We start from the raw sequence: 18,667 nt of genomic DNA on the forward strand, positions 1-18,667 counted from the left end.
GAGTGGCAGGTCACCCGGTGTTCGCACGGCGACGACACGGAGGTCGATCGTCAGCCGCGGGTGAGGCGGCCCTCCGCGTCGTAGCGGAGGCGACCGCTGGTCACGGCGACGTGCAGCCCGTACCGGAGCAGCTTGTCGATCTTCTCGGTGCGTCGGCGGTAGCCGAGCCGTTCCAGGCCGGCGCGCAGCAGCCGCTCCTCGTCCATGCTCGACGCACCCTGCAGCACGTGCACGAAGGCGTTGGCCACCTCCTCGGGTGGTACCTCCTCGAACGCCCGGTCGTTGCTCGCCTGGGTGACCCGGTACGCCCGGTACGTCTGCGGGTCGACAGCATCGGGCCACGCGTACCGGCCCAGCGTCGGGTGTGTGTGCAGGCGGCGGGAGTCCACGAGCGCGAGCACCGCGGCACGCCGGTCCTCCCGTGTGCGGAGGAAACCGAACCGGGCGAGGGCGAGGCGTGCGAGCCGGTGCTGCTCGATCGGCCCCTCACTCTCGATGATCTCGCGGAGTCCGTTCCGCACGAGATCACGTACGCGCCGGTCGGTTGCCAGCAGCTCGATGTCGGCCTGGTCTCCGAGCGGGGTCGGGACGTACGGCACGAACGGGCTTGCCGTGACGGTGTCCGCTGTCATTGCCGTCGCGCCGGCGAGTGCGGTGACGGGCGACGACACACCCGGTTCTTGCTCCACCGTGCGGCGCGGCTGTGGCACCTCGACGGCCGGTGTCGGGAGCTGCGGCTCCCCGTCTGTCGCGGAACGGGGCTGCGGCAGCTCGATGTCAGGTGCGACCGCGGACGACTCGGGCTCCGGTGCGACGGTCGCGAGGGCCTCGGCCCGGATGACCGCTTCGTCGACGCGGTCGAGCATGGCCGACCGGTTGTGGATCCAGGCCGGCAGCCAGAACCGCACCACCTCCGGCCAACCCATGATCGAGCAGAGCAGCGCGGGTGCCGAGTCCCGGTCGGCCACCGTCGGGCGTGCGCTCCAGTCCGGGCCGTCGAGCATGACGGCCACCTGCCAGCGCGGCGAGCCCGGGCTGCGGACGGCGATGTCCACTGTGAAGTCGGACAGGCCGTGCGAGGTGCGGACGTCGTGGCCACGGTCGCGCAGCGCCGCGGCCACCTCATCGCGGATCCGGCTACGCCGCTCGGTGCGGTCGGTGGCCAGGTCACCCAGACGGTCCGCGCCGGCGGCGGCCATCTCGCAGTACGCCCGCAGGTGCTGTGTGCCCAGCGCGGACGTACGGGCGAGGTCGATGTCGGACGGGTCGAAGGACGAGTAGAGGACGACCTGGCGGCGGGCGCGGGTGATGGCGACGTTGAGCCGCCGCTCGCCGCCGGCCTGGCTGAGCGGACCGAAGTTCAGCGGGAGCTGACCGGTCTCCGGGTTGGTGGAGAAGGCCAGCGAGAACAGGACGACGTCCCGCTCGTCGCCCTGCACGTTCTCGAGGTTCTTGACGAAGATCGGTTCCGCGACCGCACCGGAGAGGTGCTCGCGGATGATCGGGTCGGCGCTCTCCTCCAGCAGGTTGAGGATGAGGTCACGCTGCTGGATGTTGAAAGTGACCACGCCGACGGAGTGGTTGGCGGTGGCCGGATCGTGCAGCCGCCGGGTGATGTCGGCGAGGATCGCCCGCGCCTCGACCTCGTTGGTGCGGGATCCGCCCCGGTCGTACTGGCCGTCGACACGTCGCCAGCTGATGCCCGCCGCGCTGGAGGCGCCCGGCGACGGGAGGCTGGAGAGCTTGTTGTCGTAGTAGTAGCGGTTCGAGAAGGCGATCAGGGACTCGTCGTGACTGCGGTAGTGCCAGGACAGCCACCGTTGCGGCAACCCCGACTCGACGGCCTCGCTGAGGATGCTTTCCAGGTCCTCCGGCACCGGGCCGTTGCCGTCGTCGATCTCGTCGACGGTGTGGCTGGCCTGCATGATGCTGCTCGGCGGCATCTGCCGGGAGTCGCCGACCACCACCACGGCGCTGCCCCGGCCCATCGCGCCGATCGCCTCCGCCACGCGGATCTGGGAGGCCTCGTCGAAGATGACCAGGTCGAAGCGTTGACTCCCCGGCGCCAGGAAGTTCGCCGCCGACGCCGGGCTGACCAGCACGCACGGGGTCAACGCCAGCACCGCGTCCGGGTACTGCTCGAACAGCTCCCGGAAGGACCGCCCGCCCCGCTTGCGGCGAAGCTCCGCCGCGAAGTCGGCGAAGCGGCCACGCCGGTCGGTCGGGCTGAACGGGCGGCGACGCACCAGCACCGACGGCAGCTGCGTCGGCAGCGCGGACCGTAGCTCACCGGCAGCGGCCTCGAACTGGTTGATCTGGTCGTCGTGCAGCTCACTGTCGAAGTACTCCAGGCCGCCGGCGCGTACCCGCTCGGCGAGCGACGCGGTCGCGACTCCCCGCCGGTAGACCTCCTCCGCGACCTGCGCGGACACCTCGGCGCGCAGCAGTTGGTCCCGGTAGTCGGTGAGGCCGGCCGAGGCCAGCACGTCGGCATGGGTGAGGACGGTCGCCCATCGGCGCAGCGCGAACAGCTCCTCGGCCCGCAACTCCTGCAGCCAGACCGCGCCGTCGCGCTGCCAGGCGTCCATCCAGTGCGAACCGGCGGCCCACAGCGTCAGCTCCGACCCGCCGGAGCGCAGCACCCCGCGCCAGGCCCGCCACCGCGAGGCGAACCTGTCGAGCACAGCCGCACCGACATCGGTGAACCCGCTCTGGAACAGCTCCCAGGCCTGCGGATGCTGGCTCAGCAGCGTCCGGCCAACTCGGGTCGCCTCGACGGCCTCCGTCAGCCGCTCCTGCGCGTTCGGGTCCGTGGGCAGCCACTGCGGCAGCCGCAGCCCACCGAGCCCCAGCAGGTGTTGGTGCAGCGCGGTGGCCTGCGCCTGAGCGGCCACCAGCCGGCCGGTGAGCACCTCGATCTGATCCACGTCGAGCGTGGCACCGGCGACCGCGTGTACCGCCAACCGGTCCGCGACGGCCTGTCGGCGCTTGCGCTTGCCGAACAACCGCTTCGCCGCCTCCTGGGCCTCACCGTGCCAGGCGGTCAACTCCGGTCGGGCGAACACGTCCGGCCGGAAGCTCGCCAGCTCACCGGCGAAGCCCTGCCGGAAGGCCGCCAGGTCCGCCTGGAGCCGCACCATCGCCTCGTCCCAGCGCCGATCGCTCGCGTGCAGCGTGGTCGCCCGGTCCGGCAGCAGTCCGCGTACGGCGAGCCAGGCGCCCGCCTGCAACTCGCCGACGGTCTCCGGCGCGGGCAGGGTCCGCAGCAACCCGACCAGACCGGGGTACGCGGCGAGGTCGGCGCGGAGACGCTCCAGCTCACCGGCGATCTCGGTGACCGCCGCGCCGTGCAGCCCGTCGAGGGTGCGGCAACCGCTGAGCGCCCACGGGTGCGCCGCCCGGAGCCGGGCCGACCGGGCGGCGGCCGGGAACTCCCGCAGTGTCGTCTCGACCTGCGCGCGTGCCTCGGCCGGTGCGTGCAGATAGGCCACCGGGATCGGGGCGACCGGGCCGTCCCCGTACGCCAGGGTCTGCTCGTAGGCCGACCAGAGCGACATCCCGACGGGGTTGGTGGTGTGGACCTGGGTCGGGTACTCGGTCAGCGGGGCGAGCCGTGTCCGATAGGCCGTCTCGACAGCCGTCCACGTGCCGTCGCCGCCCTGGTCGTACTGGTCGAGGGCGTCACGCAGCTGCTGGCGGATCGCGTTGAGGGACTGCTTACGCCCGTGCAGGTCCAGCGCGAACGGCCCGAGCCCGATCTGCTTGAGGCGGCGCTTCACCACCTCCAACGCGGCCTGCTTCTCGGCGACGAAGAGCACCGACCGACCGGTGCTGACCGCGCGGGCGATCATGTTGGTGATGGTCTGGGACTTGCCGGTGCCGGGCGGGCCCTCCAGGACGAAGGAGTGGCCGCGCTCGGCGCGCACGATCGCCTGCATCTGCGAGCCGTCGGCGGGGATCGGCAGGTGCAGGTCCGCCTCGTCGACCAGGACCTCGGCGTCGTCGGGGCGGGCCGGGTCGTCGAAGGTGGCACCGGACGACTCGACCAGGTGCCGGACAACCGGGTTCTCCATGAACCGGGGCCAGTGGTCGGTGAGGTCCCGCCACATCTGGAAGGTGGAGAACTGCAGCAGCCGAAGGCTGGCGGTCTCGTCGATGCGGTAGTTGAGCCGGTTGTCGAGCAACCCCGTGTTGATCGCGGCGAGGGTCTTCGCGATGTCGATGCCGTGCTCGTCGAGGACCGGCTGTTCCAACTCCGGGATCCGCACGCTGTGCTTGACCCGCAGCCACTCGATCAGGCAGTAGTTCGGGCTGGCGACCTCGGTGCCGTCGATGACCATCGCGTACGGGCGACGGCCGCTGCCACCCTCGACGCGTACCGGCAGGAGGAACAGCGGCGCGTACGCCTCTCCCCCGGTCGCTTTGGTGTGCACCAACGTGCCGATGGTCAGGTAGAGGTAGTTGCTGCCGGTCTCCTGTTCCATCGTGCGCGCCTCGCGCTGCAACGCCCGCATCGCCGTCTTGTACCGGGCGTCGGTGACCGCGCCGTAGACCCGGCGGTCCATGCGCAGCTCCCGGGTGAGGATCTCGGCGTCGAGGTCCTGCGCCCGGCGCGCCCCCGCCAGCTCGTGGACGTGGCTGATGTCGTCCTGCGGAATGACCTGCACCTGACGGCCGTCGTGGATGAGGTCGTCCAGCAGCGCCAACGCACCCGCCGGCACATGCAGGTCCAGACCACGGCCGCGCTTGGGCAGGTTGAGCAGCGGGTTGCGCAGACTCAGGTCGAGCAGCGACTTCTTCCACTGCTGGATCCGGGCCGGCGACCCGTCGGACTGCTGCGCCACCTCGTCACCGTCGTCGACCAGCTGACGCAGCTTCGCGGCGGCGACGCCGGGCGGAAGGTCCAGGGATGCTGTTATCTCCAGCGTCGCCTCGGCGTCGACCGCAGCCGGCGCGATCAGTTCGTCGGGCGACGGCAGCGGCTGGATGCCCGAGCGGTGCGCCAGGTGCACGTCGACCACGCCCCGCATACGGTCACCGTCGCCGCGGAAGTGCCCGAGCCCGACCCGTACCGCCTCGGTGAACGTCGCCGACTGCGCGCCCGGCCCGATGCGGGTCAGCTCGACCGGTACGGCCCGGCCGGAGTCGACCATCGAGATCAGCAGGTTGGTCTCGGTCACCGCCGCCGAGCCCAGCCGCTCCTCCTCCAGCAGGAAGCCACCGAAGGCGTGCCCCGCGCTGACGAAGACGAGCGGGTGCAGCCCCGCCGCCTCCAGGCACGCGGCGTACGTGACGGACAGGTCGAGGCAGTTGCCGAGTCGTCCGTCGAGGACGGCCGCTGTGGTGCGTACCTTCTGGCCGGTGTTCTCGAACGACGCCGGCAGGGTCTGGTAGGTGATCTCCAGTTGGCGCAGCGCCTCGTACACCGCGCCGGCGATCAGCGCCGCCCGCTCCGAACCCTCCTGATAACCCTGCAACGAGCCGGAGCCGGTCCGCGCCAACAGGAGCTGCGCGGCCGCCCGCAGGACCGCCTCCACCGCCCGGGTGTTCGGCTGCACGAAGGCCGCCAGGCTGTCGTAGAGGGCAGGGCTGTTGAACCACTCGTTGTGCGCCAACACTCGTGACGGAGCGACCAGCCGCAGTGTCTGCTCCCCCGCCTGGACCCGGAGGGTGTAGTCGACCGGGAACGCCTCGTCGGTGCGGTACAGCAGCGTGCGGTCGGGCGTGAAGTCCCGGAAGTCGTCCCAGCTCGTGCTCACCCCCGGCCGCAACGGGGCGGTCAGGGTGCGCGTCCACGGCTCGGTCAACGCGCCGTCGGGGCCTCGCAGGTCCAGCGTCAGCGTGACGTCGGTCAGCGGCACCGCTCCCCGGTTCACGAGGGTGAGGTGACGGACCAGCGGCACCCGGTTGTGCACCAGGGCGGCGTTGATCGCCGGCTGCACGAGCAACCCGACTTCGAGCTGGTCGTCGTCGGCGGTGAACTGCGCGAAGACGCTGTCGGACATGGGCGTTTCTCCAGGTGGGGAGACCGTGGGGGGCCAGCCTAGCGGTCAACCGACCGGCGGACAGGGCCCCGGCCGTAAGACGATCTTGGAAGTCGTACGTCTGAGGCAGGATGTGCGCCATGACGACGCAACACCAGCGCCTGGTCTACGGCCACTCCACGGCGCACGACTGCCTCGCCTTTGCCGACGCCGGCACCGCGACCGAGGAGGCCGCGGAGATCCGGGCGCTCGCCGCCGCGCGCACGTGGGGCGAGGCGCGGCAGCTCCGGATGACTCACCTGCGGAACCCCGCCGGTCCGGAATACCACGATCCGGAGGACGGGTACGCCGACGACAAGCCTTTCACCATCAGCGAGGTGGGTGCGGTCGAGGACGGAACCTGGCCGCGGATGGTCACCGAGCGGGCGTTCACGCTGCTGCCGCAGGACCTGCAGGACCGGTACGGCAAGCGCCAGGTCACCGTGCACGACGGCGACTACCTGGAGATCCCAGTTGCTGGCGAGGCTGAGGTGGTTGCGGAGCTGCGCCAACGCGGCTACGAGGTGACCCGCGACGACGAGCTGATCAACCTGCTCGACGGCTTCAACCTGGGCTCGCTCACCGCGTAAGGCGTGGCGGAGACCCCGGCATCGCCTCCGAGGGTTGACGTTGGTCGGTCCCACGCGGGCCGAGGTCTCCGTGGCTGGTCCTCATCGTCGGCGCTTGTTGAGAACTGGAAGGCCACCTGACACAGTCCGCACAGTGCCGTCCGGGTTGCTCCGGCCTGGCTTCTGTTGGGCCTCTGTCACTCGCCGCCCGGCGAGGTCGGAGGCGCCCAAGTTGACGACGACCCGATCCGGCCGCTGCCAGCTCCGCAGGTGAGCCAGGGCAAGCTGTCTGTCGACGATGCCGGTGAGCGCACGAATCGCCGGCATCGCCCGGGACGGGTCAGCGAGCAGGAGATGGGCGACATCGGCTGGGGTCAAATGCCGCGGTGAGGCGTTGCCGGCTGAGATGAGGGATCCGTGAACCTCACCATCCTCAAGCCACAGCCACACCGGCAGCTTGCCGTCGCTGGCCCGCATCACCGGGGTTGTCGACGGCATGCTCAGTGTGGCGGAAGCCTGCCCGGCCGCGAGGTGGGCTCGTAGCGCAGCCGCCAACTGCGCCTGCCCCCGCGTGGTGAGGGCCTGCTGGGCGGCAAGGTGGGCTCGTAGGGCAGCCGCCAGCTGCGCCCGCCGCCGCGACAGGGCCGCCAAGTCGGCCGCCGGGCGGGACGGGGCCGCCAGGTCGGCCGCCGGGCGGGACAGGGCCACCTGACCCGACGATGCCTTCGGACGGAGTTGCGGCGGCCTGGTCGGTGAGGCTCGCCGTATCGCCGCACGCCGTTCCTCCATGAACCAGCCGGCGAACGTCCACTGCTCCCGCGTGAAACTGACCGGGATGACCTCGGCCAGGTCTGGTGCCGACGTGTTCTGAACGGAAAGTTGGGCGTGTCGCTTCGCATGGTCGGTTGCGGTGAATGACCCGATATGGAGAATCTCGGCCAGCGGTATTCGCCTGACGTAGGCCTTCGGCCACGGCAGCAACCGCCAACGCCGGAGGACAAGGTGCTCCTCCTCGAAACTGGCGTCCCAACGCCGAGCGACCATCCCCGCCACCTCCCGTGCTGCGCACGCTAGCGGCCTGATGATCATCACCGCACTCGGCACAACGGGCAGTTGAGATGCCGGATCGTCTGCTTGTGTCAGCGGCGCAGCCGACGGGTGCAGTCGCCGTCGTGGCCGTCGCGGAGGAGGCACCGCCGGCCGCCGGGCAGCCGCAGGTCGCAGAAGACCCGGTGGCGGAGGAACTGCTGGTCCTCCTCGGAGACGGTGGTCTCCCCCGGGTCCGTCATCGGCAGCACCAGCATCCACCGGCCGATGACCCGGGCCAGGCGCTGCGCGGCCGGCAGGTCGTTGGCAACGACGGGCAGGTGGATGACGTACCGCTGGCTCATCGGGCCTGGTCCCGCTCGTTGCGGGCGCGGGCCTGATCGGTTTGCCAGCGGCGCAGCCCGGCCTTGATCCGTGCGGTTTCGCGGCGGCTCTCGGCGAGAGCGGCGTAGACGGCGGCCATGTCGCCGGCGACCCGGTCGAGGAAGGCGTACACGTCGTCGGGGTTCAGACCGCGACGCCCGAGCCCGGTCGACGCGAAGCGGCGCTCACGCACCTGCCACGGCAACAGACTGGTGTACGCGGCGGAGCGGTAGGTCGCACCACCATCCGTCGCGGTTGATCGCCGGTTTGGAGCGTTCACGTCCGTCCGCCTTTCCTGGCCGTGGATGGGCGGGTTTGCCCGCCCATCCAGTGGAGGCACACCCGTCCCCTGAAACCCCAGTTCTCAGCGGTACGGTTCACTGCTCGGCGAGGGCTGTCCTGGGAAGCACGGCGGCCGTTCGGGGGGACCGGCCGGCCGCCGTGCTGTGATCAGCCTGCGATGGCCGCATTGGAGAAGCAACGTTTCAGGCCCACTTTCGCCGTTTTGCGCTGACTTTCTTTGCTGCAACCCGCGCGAGTTGCAGGGACGGCTCATGCAGTGTTGCGTAAGGGAATCAGGAACCGTGCGGATGCTTGAACCCACTCAACCGTGAGCAGCAACGGATGGCAGAGGATCTGCCGGGACACGGGCGATGTCGCGATGAGCTAACGCCTCGAGAGCGCATCGGTGGCATCAACGCGCTCGCCCAGTTCAAGCTGACAGGCCAATACCTGCTGTCGACATTCCTCGACTAGATCCTGGTCCCCGCCCGACCGCTCCAGATCTTGTGCCAGAGCCTCGAAAGCGCGGCGCGCCTTTCGGAAATCGCCTGCAAGCATCAGGAGGTTCGCGATATCAACTCGTAGCGCCACGATCTCGGCGGCGAGCGCCGCACCGCCTTGCGGCACCAAGCGAAGGGCCCGCTGCAACACCTCGGCGGCCTGCACGAAACGCTCATTCTCGGCCAACTCCCTCGCCTGCGCCCGCAACTCCACCAGTTCCCTCTTGACCTTCTGCGGTGGAACCGAGACGGGGGCAGGGCCGGGAGCCTTGTCGTCCGATCGTGCGGCCACGAGCCCTGGTGGTTCACCGTTTTCGAGGAACGGCGTAAGGATCTGACGAACCTCGCCAGCCGACGCTGGCCTGTCCGCTGGATCCTTGGCTAACAGGCAATACAAGAGATGCGCCAGATCGTCGGGCACATCCGATCGATACTCAGTGATGATGGGAATCGGTGAGTCGATGTGACGGCGCATCATGTCTGGTGCGTTCGCCGCCTCATAGGGAGGGCTTCCGCCGAGCATCTCGAAGAAGATGCAGCCCAAGGCGTATAAATCGGCGGCAGGGCCCACCGTGCCGCCCTGCGCCTGCTCGGGTGCGATGTAGGCAGGGGTGCCGAGCGTGCGCCCGGTCGCGGTGAGGCGCGAGGCCTCGGCCGGGCCGAGCAGCGCGGCTACGCCGAAGTCGAGCACTTTGACCACCCCCGATGGGGTGATCATGAGGTTGTGGGGCTTCAAGTCACGGTGCACGAGCGAGGCGCTGTGAGCTGCCACGAGCACCGAACAGACCTGCGCGACAATGGAAACCGACTCGCCGACAGACAGTCGTTCCTGCTCGGCGATGTGGTCGGCGAGAACAATTCCCGGTACGAGTTGCATGACGAGGAAGAGGTCTTCGCCGTGTACGCCCAGGTCGTGTACGGCCGGCACTCCGGGATGGTCGAGCCTGGCGGTCGCTCTCGCCTCCCGCCGGAAACGCTTGCCCGCCGTCTCACGCTCGTCCTCCGGCACGTCCAACTGCCGGAGAAATTTGATCGCCACCGGCCGGTCAAGCCGCTCGTCGAAGCCGGCCCAGACCTGGCCCATTCCTCCGCGACCAACCGGATACGTCAACTCGTACCGATCACCGACACGATCCCCCGCCTGCACCTACAGCCTCCCCCGCATCCCACGCCGACCCCGCTGAGCAGGAACGGCAATTAGGCTAGCTGTCGCTGCACGAGCCGCCCGGTCAGGAACGGGCTGGGCGTGCCGTGCCAGAACACCGCGAGCTCGTCCCTCGCCCGGGTCGCGGCGACGAAGAGTAGCGACCGGTCGCGCTGGCGCTCGCGCTGGTAGCGCTTCGGGTCAGTGTCGCGGTACCTGCTGATCATCTGTCGAGGCACCAGGCCGTCACTGACCCCGGCAATGATCATGCGCTGGTACTCGAGGCCCTTGAACCGGTGCATCGTGCCGATGTGCACGCCGTCGGGGCGCTTCGGGCCATCCGGGCCGATCTCCACCACCGCCAGGCCGTCCGCCTCCAGCCGGCTGATGACGTCCGCGGCGAGGTCCTTCGTCGGTACACAGATGGCGATCGAGCCGTCTGTCGCGTTGCCCCAGTCGCGCAACTGCTCGACGATCAGATCCCGTTCCTGCGCCCACGTTGCTGCGCCGCGGAAGACCGGTCGGCCGCCGCGCAGCAACGACCGATAGCCAGCCAGGTTTTCCTCACCGCCGTCGAGGTCGTCGTACACCTCACCGGTCATGATCTGCAGGGCATCGGCGAGGATCTGCCGCGTGGTGCGGTAGCTCAGCGTGAGTCGGGACGAGCGGCCGCGGATGTTGACGCCGAGGCTGCCCAACGTGACGTGGTTGTCGTAGATGCGCTGGTGGGTGTCGCCGGTGAGAAACATGTCGTCCGGCCCTGGCGCGACCATGGCACGCAGCATCTTCCAGTGCGCGGCGCTGAGGTCCTGCGCCTCGTCGACCACGACGTGACGGTAGCGCGGCCGGTAGAACCCGCCGGACGACTCGCCTGCTGCGCCGGTGTTCTGCGCAGTGCGGTCCATTTCGAGACGGGCGGCCCGTTGCGCCACCTGTCGCCACGTCCAGACGCCACGATTCTCCAGCCAGGTAGCGAAGCGCTCGGTCAGCTGCCAGATCTGGTCCCGCTCCGCCCGGGTGAGGCTGCGGCCCCGGTTGGGGCGGCGGGCCTTGAAGTAGTCGGTCCGGGAGTTGAGCACCTGACCGAGGATCACCTGGGTCCACTCGGCGGCCAGGAACTCCGCCTCCCAGCCGGTCGCCCCGGTCTCCAACAGGAATTCGTCCCACAGCTCAAGGACGCGATTGTCGTCCACCACGCGGCGGCTGCCACCCGCCTTGGCTTCGGCCACGACCCGGCTGGCCAGCCGGTCGATGTTGACGATGTCGACGCGTGACACCAACTCCTGCCCGCCCAAAGCCATCAGGCGGGTCCGCAGGTCGGCGGCGAGGTTGCGGTTGAAGGTGGTGAGCAGGATCGGCTTGTCCACCCCGGGTGGCAACTGCCGCGCCAGGTGCGCCACCCGGTGCAGGGCGACGATCGTCTTTCCGGTTCCGGGACCACCACCGACCCGTGCGGGGCCGCTGTACGGGCGCTCGACCAGCTTCCGCTGGGTGGGGTGCAGGAAGATCTGCCACCGCTCGAATGCCTCGCCGAGCATCGCCTGCAACGCCTCGTCGTCGGAGGTCACCTGCGTGGCGGGACGTTCAACGGCAGCCTCGAAATCGTCGGGGTCGACCGGCTCGTCGGCGCGGACCGGTTCGGTGACCTGCTGAAGCACCTCGTCGTAGGGGGTGCCGTCGAAGAGCGCGAACAGCACGTCGGTGGTGAGCTGCGGCGCCCGATCGAGCAGCTCCAGGAGTTGCGCCTCGGTGGTCAGCTCCCGGATCTGCGGCAGCAACGGCTCGGAGACGCCGAGCTCCAGCAGTTGAGTGTCGGTGTAGGTGTCGAAGAGCGGCTTCTGCGCGGGCTCCGGTTCGGCAACCGGCGGCACGACTCGACCGATGATGCTGTCACCGACGGGTGCCATGTCGACGACCTCGATGCCGCCGGTGATCCGGTTGATGCGGTACGCGTACCGGCTGAGGTCGTCGTACACCTCACCGCGGTGCTTGACCGCGACGAGCAGGTAGTCGCGCGCGGCGATGTGCAGCAACAGCGCCCGGTAGTCCTTGTTGACGCGGGCGGACATCAGCCGGGACTCGCTGTTGAGCGCCTTCAGGTTGAGCCCGGGGTTCTCCGGGTTGTGCCGGAACTTGTGCATGAACTCGTAGACCGCTCCGATGTCGGCGCGGGTGAGCTTCATGACCTCCTTGTCGGCACGGTCCAGCATCCGCAGAGTCGTTACTCCGGTGCTCATCGACGTTCTCCCCCGCTCGTCGCCTTGATCTCTGCCGCCAACTCGTCAAACGACCATTCGCGCGCGGTACGGGCGTGCCAGCCTGCGTCCGCGTACGCCCGATCGCGGTCTTCCGTCTCCGGGTCGTCGGACGGGCCGGTCAGCACAATGGCGATCCGCCGGTCGGGCCAGGCCAGTTCGGCTGGCCAGCCCTGGTCGCCCAGCTCGTAGCCGACGATCGGGGCGGGCAGGTCCTGTCGGGCGAGTTGCTGGACGAGGTGGTCGAGAGTCTTCTCGTCCGGGTCGAGGTAGCGCAGGACTTCCCGCCATGGTGACTCCGTGTCGAGGTTCCCGGGATCGGCGGCCACCGGCTGCGCTACGACGCCGAGCCAGGTGGCCGTCTCTTCGTCGAGCGGCAGTGCACGGTGGGCCAGCACGAGCCCGGTGCCCTCGGTGACGGCCATCGAAGCCGGCTCGAAGGTGTCCAGGGTAGACACGGCGAGCTGACCGGCATCGCCGTCACCATTGCCGAGGAACTGAATGACGTTGCCCCAGGCAAGCCACGCGGCCCAACGCTCCTTGTGGCCCGCTGCGGTCACGGCGGCTGGCAGGTCATCGAGGACAGTCAGCGCGGACCAGGTTGGCAGCGGCCTGCTGCGCCCGTCGACAACGAGGGTCACCGGGCAGTCGGCATTGTCCCGGGCGCGGGCAATCATGATCTTGCCTGCGGTCGGACCGGGTAGGGGCTCGCCACGCAAGGCCGCCAAGAGCCGCTCCGCCACTCCACCAGAGTCGGCGGCGGTGTTGTCCCGGGCCTGTTTGATCATGCCGGCCAGGGTGGCTTCGGCCCGCCGCTGCCATCGGTTGAGGTCGGGGTCGGCGAGGAAGCGCATCAGCTGCTCGATCGGGTTGACCCAGATGGTTTCCTCAAGCTCATCCGGGTCGGCGCCGGGGAGGAACTGTCGGTATCGCTCCCGGGCGGCCTGCTTGCTGACCCCGCCGTACGGCGTCCACCGGCCCTGCCCGTCGGTGTTTCCCCAGGTCTTGACGTCGTCCCAGGTGGCGGCGAAGACCAGGTAGCCGTGGGCGCGCAGCCGGGCCCGTTTCTCCGCGTCGTCCGCGAGCCGGTTGTACTGGGACGAGGCATGGTATTTGAAGCCGTCGAGATAGACGGCCACCTCCGGCGACGGGGCGTCGAGGCGTGTGAAGTGGACGTCGGGGCGGGTGCCGCGAACGGTGTTCTGCAACTTCATCTGCCAGTGGGTGACGCTCTGACCGTTGTCCCGGACGAACCGCAGATCGGCGATGCGAGCACCGTCGTGGTCGGTTCGCCGATCGATTCGCAGGCCCGAGTTGGGTGTCGCGCCCAGCGCCAACAGTTTGGTGAGGAAACGCATTTCCAGCTCGCTCTCCACTTGGTGGATCAGCGAGATCTCATCCGTCCGGGTGCCCTCCTCGACGTCCCAGCTGTCGAGGAGCTTGTCCAGCATCCCCAACGCCTCGTCTCGACTCATCAGGGCGAAGTGCTCGTTGCGCGCGTGCCGCAGGAGGCAGCGGTGACAGACCGCCCTGCCTTCGTGTCGACAGGCGCAGTCGGCGATCCGCTGTCGCGCGAGCTCCAGGACCGCGCGAAACTCCTCAGGCTTGGCAAGGCGGTGCAGATAGCCGGTGCCTTGCGGCTGAGTGTCGTAGACGACTACGAAGTTGCGCGTCCCGTCGCTCTGTCCGTCCGGCATGGTGGCCGAAACAGCTTGGAGGTGTGCCGGGTCCCCGCCGTACTGCGCGGCGATGCCGAGGCGGATCGCGGCAGCGAACGACGCGATGCGTTCCTGCACCACGGCGGTGGCGGCCGGGATCAGGATGCGCAGCGCCTCGGTCTCCAACTGGTGGGCGAGGATCAGGTCGACGTGGGCGTCCGGGGCGGCTGGCGAGCGCCGGTACGGGCACCAGGGCCGGTGGTGCTCGGCGCCCTTCACGACGGTCGATCCGGAAGCCTCCGCAGCGAGTTGCTGGGCCACCGCGGGGACGCCGTCAACCGTGGTCCCGCCGCATGCGGTGCAGGTGTGGAAGCGGTTGATCCGCACCTCCTCGCCCGCGAACAGTTCGGCCGCCCGGTCGTAGCGCTGGGCACCGAGGTTGAAGTGCCGGATCATCGCGTGCCGGCTGTAGTCGACACCAAACGTGTCGTGGGCATGCCGCCACGACGAATCGACCTTGGCGGGGTCAACGTCGACGGCGATGGTGGTCGCGTAGAAGCGCCGGTCCCGGTCGTCGCTGTCGTCGCGGATGCGGGCGTCGTCGCGCTTGTCGCGGCTGAGCACGCGGGTCGGTTGGAGGACCTGGAACAGTCGCCCGTGATCGGCGATGCCCTGGTCGGCGCAGCGCGGGCAGGCGCTGGTGTCCTCCTTGGCGAGGTGGGTGCGGACGTAGCCGCACTGGGCGCAGATCCGCCACTGCTCGTATGCCGGGCGGTCCGCCGGACCGACGTCGAGCCCAGAGATCTCGTGCTTGTAACCCCGTACGTAGTAACTGTTGCCGGGGGCGATCTCGACCAGCGCTTGACGGGCGGGGCGGGCGTACTCGCGCAGTTCGCTGTGGAAACGGCGATCGTCGTCGACCTTGTCCTCCCAGGTCAAGGTCGCTTCGAGGTCGGTCCGGCTGTCGATGAGCGCGTAGTTCGGCAGTAGACCGAGCTCGACCATCGTGCCGTGGGCGGCAGCCGCGCTGACCTCCCGCAGTCGGCGACGGACCGCACCTTCCTCCGCTTTCAACATCTTGATCTCGCGGGCGTGGTCCGGGTCGCTGGGCACGAGCGTGCCGCGGGCGGCGGCGAGTTCCTGCATCCTGCGCCGCAGGTCGGCCAGGCGGGAGTCCCAGACATCGTCGGCTTCCTTGACCCGGTGGACGATGCCATCGGCGGCGAACTCCCGCAGTTGATCGGCGGCAGCGCGAAGGACCTTGTCCCCGAACAAACTCAGGAAGCCTTCCACCAGCCGTCCGCTGTCGCTGCGACCAGACTCGGCGAGGCCGGTCAGCCAGCCGGTCGGCCCGAACAGCACGTGTGCCCGCCGTGGCATCGGCAGCACTCCGGTCAGACGGCCCCGGGCGGCCAGGTCGATCAGGTGGGCTAGGTACTGGCGGCGCAGGATCTCCACGGCGGACAGGAAGCAGCCGGGTGGCACGATCTGGCCGGCGATCATGTCGCGCGGGTCGGCCAGGTAGTAGCGGTCCCGTTCTGTGCGTCCGACCAGGGTCAGCACCAGCGCGTTGCCGCTCTTGCGGCCGGCCCGGCCCGCCCGCTGGACGTAGTTCGCCGGGCCGTGCGGGAGTGACGCGAGCACCACCGCGGAGAGGGCGCCGATGTCGATGCCCATTTCCAGGGTGGGCGTGCAGGAGAGCACGTTCGGGTCGGTGTAGCGAACGCCGTCGCGGAACTTCTTCTCCACCGTCTCCCGCTGGGCGCGCGTGAGCATGCCGGTGTGTTCGCCGGTGACGACCCGGAACACCGGGCTGTCCAGGTAGAGACGCCGGTAGTAGTCGTCGGGAGCAGTGTCGTCGTTAACGACCTGGAGCTGGCCCCGGCAGCGGTACTGCCGGCACGGCTGCCCGACCCAGTCGGCAACCCGGTCAGGATGCTCGGTCTGCTGCCAGTGGCAGGTGTCGCAGCCGACCCCGGCCGTCACGGCGGACGCGTCGTCGAGCCGGGTCACCCGCAGGTGGCCGGGCATCAGCCCGTACACCGTATTGCCGTCCTCCGTGTCGCCCACCGCGACCACATCGGCGGCGGCGAGGGCCGGCAGCAGCCGGCTGAGGAAGCCGGCGGCGTCACCGGGGTCAAGACCGAGGCACCGCGACGTCCAGTCCTGGTACCAGTTGCCCCGCGCGGTGATCACGTCGAACTCTGAGCGGGACTTCGGTGTCGCGAGCAGGAACGCTGGTGCGGACAGCCCTTTCGGGAACGCGGGCATCCCGGCGGGCCGACCACCCCAGATCTGCCACCGGGTGCCCCCGCGCTTCAGGTACGGCACCAGCCACTCGTGGAACACGGCGCCGCGGACACGCAGCCGTTCCAGCAGGCCGCGGAGGAAAGCGAGGTAGCGGGCGTCGTCCGGCGGTGCTACCGCGAGGTGGCCGGGGCCGGTGAGGTGAACGTCCCGGCAGATCGCGGCAGCTCGCGTCGGATTGTCGAGGGCCACCTCGATGGCGATGCTGCGGGTCAACTCCAGGGTGCGGCCCTGGCGGGAACGCAGCCCGGTCTCCATCACAGTGGCGAAGACGAGTCGCTCGCTGATCAGCTCCCAGGTCTCCCGGCTGCCGCTGTGCTCACCGGCGAGCAGGCTGTCGACACCGGGCTGGTCGTGCAGGTCCGGCGGCACCACCGTACAGAGGATCTCCGGCTTGGCCGCCTCTTCGACCATCCGGACAAAGAGGTCGTCGAGCCCGATCGACTCCCCAGCCTTCAACCGCCCGGCGAGCAGGGAGCGCAGGGAGAACGAGTAGGACCTGTTGGCGACGAACCCAGCGCGGTGCGCGGCGTCCTGGACCGAGTCGTTGAAGAGCAGCGTCTTCTTCTCAGCCTCGTCGAGCTCCCCACCGGTGAAGAGCTGCGTGATCGCCACCGAGGCCAGGGTGGCCAGGCCGGCGCCGAGGAAGCGGATGCCGTGGTCCAGCTCGCAGGACGGGCAGCGGTCCTTCTCGGCACCGTCGATGTCGAGAACGTCACCGAGCACGACGATCGCGTCGTCGGTGGGCTCGCGGTCGCGGTGCTCGTCGAAGGGGCGCACCCGACGGCCGTACTCCAGGACCAGTAGGCCTCGGGAGCGCTGACGTACCTCGTCGTCGGTCGCGGCGATCAGCGCGCGGACCCGGCGCTTGTCCCGGCCGACGCTGGCCCGGTAAATCTTGTCCGGGTCGGTCTCCAGCTCCTGCGGATCCTTCTCCGGCGACAACGCCATCCAGCCCGAACGACCGCAGTGCCGGCAGTAGATGGCCGGTAACCGTGGGTAGCGGTTGTCGGCTACGACCACGTCGGCGTCGGTGGCGTACGGGTCCAGCTCGCGCGGCGCCTCGCCGTACCAGCCGAAGGCAGCCTGGTGGGAGGTGCCCCGTAGCAGGCGGGAGACGGCGCGTACCCAGAGGTGGGTTTCGATGTTGAGCAGCGGACGGCCGGGTGCCTCCGGGTTCTGCGCAACGGACAGGAGGCCGACGAACCGGGCGAGAGCTTTCTCCGTGGTCTCCGGCGGAGTTTTCATCACGCTGCCCCAGCCGGTGGCGTTCTTCCGGGGCAACACGTCAATGATCTCGTCAAGCTTGCACGGCCGCGCCTGGAGCGAGTCGAGCACCGCCTTCGTCAACGGATGCTGGCGGAGCAGACTACCCAGGCGCGTTGGGTTGTCGAGACAACGTTCGCCGACGACCAACTCCGCTACCTCGGCCATCATCAGCTCGGGATCGCGGTCATCGACGGCCGCGAGCTGCTCCGGGCTGGGCAGCGGCAGGCTGAAGTCTTGGCTCGCGACGAACTCGCCGGCCTCGTACCGGTCCTCCCCCACCAGCGACCCGGCGTCGAAGGCGACGCCGAAGACCTGCTCGGCGACCTCACGGATCGCGGTACGACCGTCCCGGCCGCCGCCTTCGCCGAGCGTCGCGGAGGTGGCCACAGGGCAGATCGGCCCCAACGGCCGCTCCGGCTCGTCGAGGTCGAGCGCGACGGCGAGCCGGCGCAGCAGCATCGCCACGTCGGTGCCCTGCGCGCCGTCGTAGGTGTGGAACTCGTCCAGCACCACGTACGCCGGCTCGGCGCCCTCCCAGAGGGGCAGGTCGTCGGCGCGCTGGAGCAGCAGGTCCAGCATCTTGTAGTTGGTGATCAAGATGTCCGGAGGCGTGCGTCGCATCTCCGACCGCTTGGTGAAGACGTGCGCGTACTCGATTGCCGCCACGTCGCCGATGTAGAGACCGGCAGTCACCTGGCTGAGCGCCGGGTCGGAGAGCAACTCGTTGATGCGCTGCGTCTGGTCCGTCGCCAGAGCGTTCATCGGGTAGAGCAGGATCGCCTTGACGCCAGCCCTGCCCAGCTGCTTCTGCCGCCGGCAGTGGTCGAGCACCGGGATAAGGAAAGACTCCGTCTTACCCGAGCCGGTGCCGGTGGTGATCAGCGTCGGCTCGGCCGGCTTACCCTTCGTCGACAACCGGGCGAACGCGTTCGCCTGGTGCAGGTAAGGGGTGAAATCGGCCGGCGCCCAGTCGAGGTGCAGCCGCCAGTCACCCTCCGCCGGGCGGAAGGGAGTGCGGATCCGCAGGTACGGGCCGCGGAAGATGCCCTGATCCGGGTGGGAGAGAAAACCCTCCAAGCCCTGGCGTACGCCATCCTCGGTCAAGCCGAAGGTGGTGGTCAGGTACTGGGTGAGGGTCCGACGCAGGGTGTCGGCGGCGATGGTCGGCCTCATGAGCGGATCACCGCCGCATGCTACTGCACCCCTTACCAGGGTTGACCTGCCCTGACGGTCCCATCATCGGGTGAGTC

Annotated in this window: 8 protein-coding genes; 1 reads left to right on the forward strand and 7 read right to left on the reverse strand. The window is 69.5% G+C overall.

Features of this window, described 5'->3' with window-relative positions; genetic code table 11:
* Positions 1–50: 50 nt before the first annotated feature.
* Positions 51–6,005 carry a DUF4011 domain-containing protein gene (locus tag O7631_RS25160; protein ID WP_278146520.1) on the reverse strand — a complete coding sequence of 1,985 codons (5,955 nt, stop codon included), beginning with the start codon at positions 6,003–6,005 and terminating at the stop codon, positions 51–53.
* A 119-nt stretch (positions 6,006–6,124) separates the two neighbouring features.
* On the opposite strand from O7631_RS25160, the gene O7631_RS25165 reads away from it, so the two are divergent.
* Positions 6,125–6,613, forward strand: a complete 489-nt coding sequence (locus O7631_RS25165; RefSeq protein WP_278146521.1) for a hypothetical protein — start codon at positions 6,125–6,127, stop codon at positions 6,611–6,613.
* Between the two features lie 81 nt (positions 6,614–6,694).
* Here O7631_RS25165 and O7631_RS25170 read toward each other — a convergent pair whose 3' ends face one another.
* The 6 genes from O7631_RS25170 to O7631_RS25195 form a co-directional block, all read right to left on the reverse strand.
* Positions 6,695–7,636: a hypothetical protein gene (locus O7631_RS25170; RefSeq protein WP_278146522.1), complete on the reverse strand. Its 942-nt coding sequence runs from the start codon at positions 7,634–7,636 to the stop codon at positions 6,695–6,697.
* A 95-nt stretch (positions 7,637–7,731) separates the two neighbouring features.
* Entirely contained in the window at positions 7,732–7,983 is a 252-nt protein-coding gene (locus O7631_RS25175; protein WP_278146523.1) for a hypothetical protein, read from the reverse strand.
* Complete coding sequence (locus O7631_RS25180; protein ID WP_278146524.1) at positions 7,980–8,282, reverse strand: DivIVA domain-containing protein; 303 nt, start codon at positions 8,280–8,282, stop codon at positions 7,980–7,982. Before O7631_RS25180 ends, O7631_RS25175 begins: the two co-directional genes overlap by 4 nt.
* 386 nt (positions 8,283–8,668) lie before the next feature.
* Positions 8,669–9,931 (reverse strand): serine/threonine-protein kinase, encoded by a 1,263-nt coding sequence (locus tag O7631_RS25185; RefSeq protein WP_278146525.1) that lies wholly within the window; start codon positions 9,929–9,931, stop codon positions 8,669–8,671.
* Between the two features lie 50 nt (positions 9,932–9,981).
* Positions 9,982–12,165, reverse strand: coding sequence for a UvrD-helicase domain-containing protein (locus tag O7631_RS25190; RefSeq protein WP_278146526.1), 2,184 nt, complete (start codon positions 12,163–12,165; stop codon positions 9,982–9,984).
* Complete coding sequence (locus O7631_RS25195) at positions 12,162–18,590, reverse strand: DEAD/DEAH box helicase (RefSeq protein WP_278146527.1); 6,429 nt, start codon at positions 18,588–18,590, stop codon at positions 12,162–12,164. The genes O7631_RS25190 and O7631_RS25195 overlap by 4 nt, the downstream gene beginning before the upstream one ends.
* Positions 18,591–18,667 lie beyond the last annotated feature (77 nt).

The organism is Micromonospora sp. WMMD967 (assembly GCF_029626165.1).
Classification (GTDB): Bacteria; Actinomycetota; Actinomycetes; order Mycobacteriales; family Micromonosporaceae; genus Micromonospora; species Micromonospora taraxaci.

What these genes read in the sequence shown, in the direction of transcription:
- O7631_RS25160 (WP_278146520.1), bottom strand. Translation starts at nt 6,005, where the DNA reads ATGTCCGACAGCGTCTTCGCGCAGTTCACCGCCGACGACGACCAGCTC.
- O7631_RS25165 (WP_278146521.1), top strand. Translation starts at nt 6,125, where the DNA reads ATGACGACGCAACACCAGCGCCTGGTCTACGGCCACTCCACGGCGCAC.
- O7631_RS25170 (WP_278146522.1), bottom strand. Translation starts at nt 7,636, where the DNA reads ATGGTCGCTCGGCGTTGGGACGCCAGTTTCGAGGAGGAGCACCTTGTC.
- O7631_RS25175 (WP_278146523.1), bottom strand. Translation starts at nt 7,983, where the DNA reads ATGAGCCAGCGGTACGTCATCCACCTGCCCGTCGTTGCCAACGACCTG.
- O7631_RS25190 (WP_278146526.1), bottom strand. Translation starts at nt 12,165, where the DNA reads ATGAGCACCGGAGTAACGACTCTGCGGATGCTGGACCGTGCCGACAAG.
- O7631_RS25195 (WP_278146527.1), bottom strand. Translation starts at nt 18,590, where the DNA reads ATGAGGCCGACCATCGCCGCCGACACCCTGCGTCGGACCCTCACCCAG.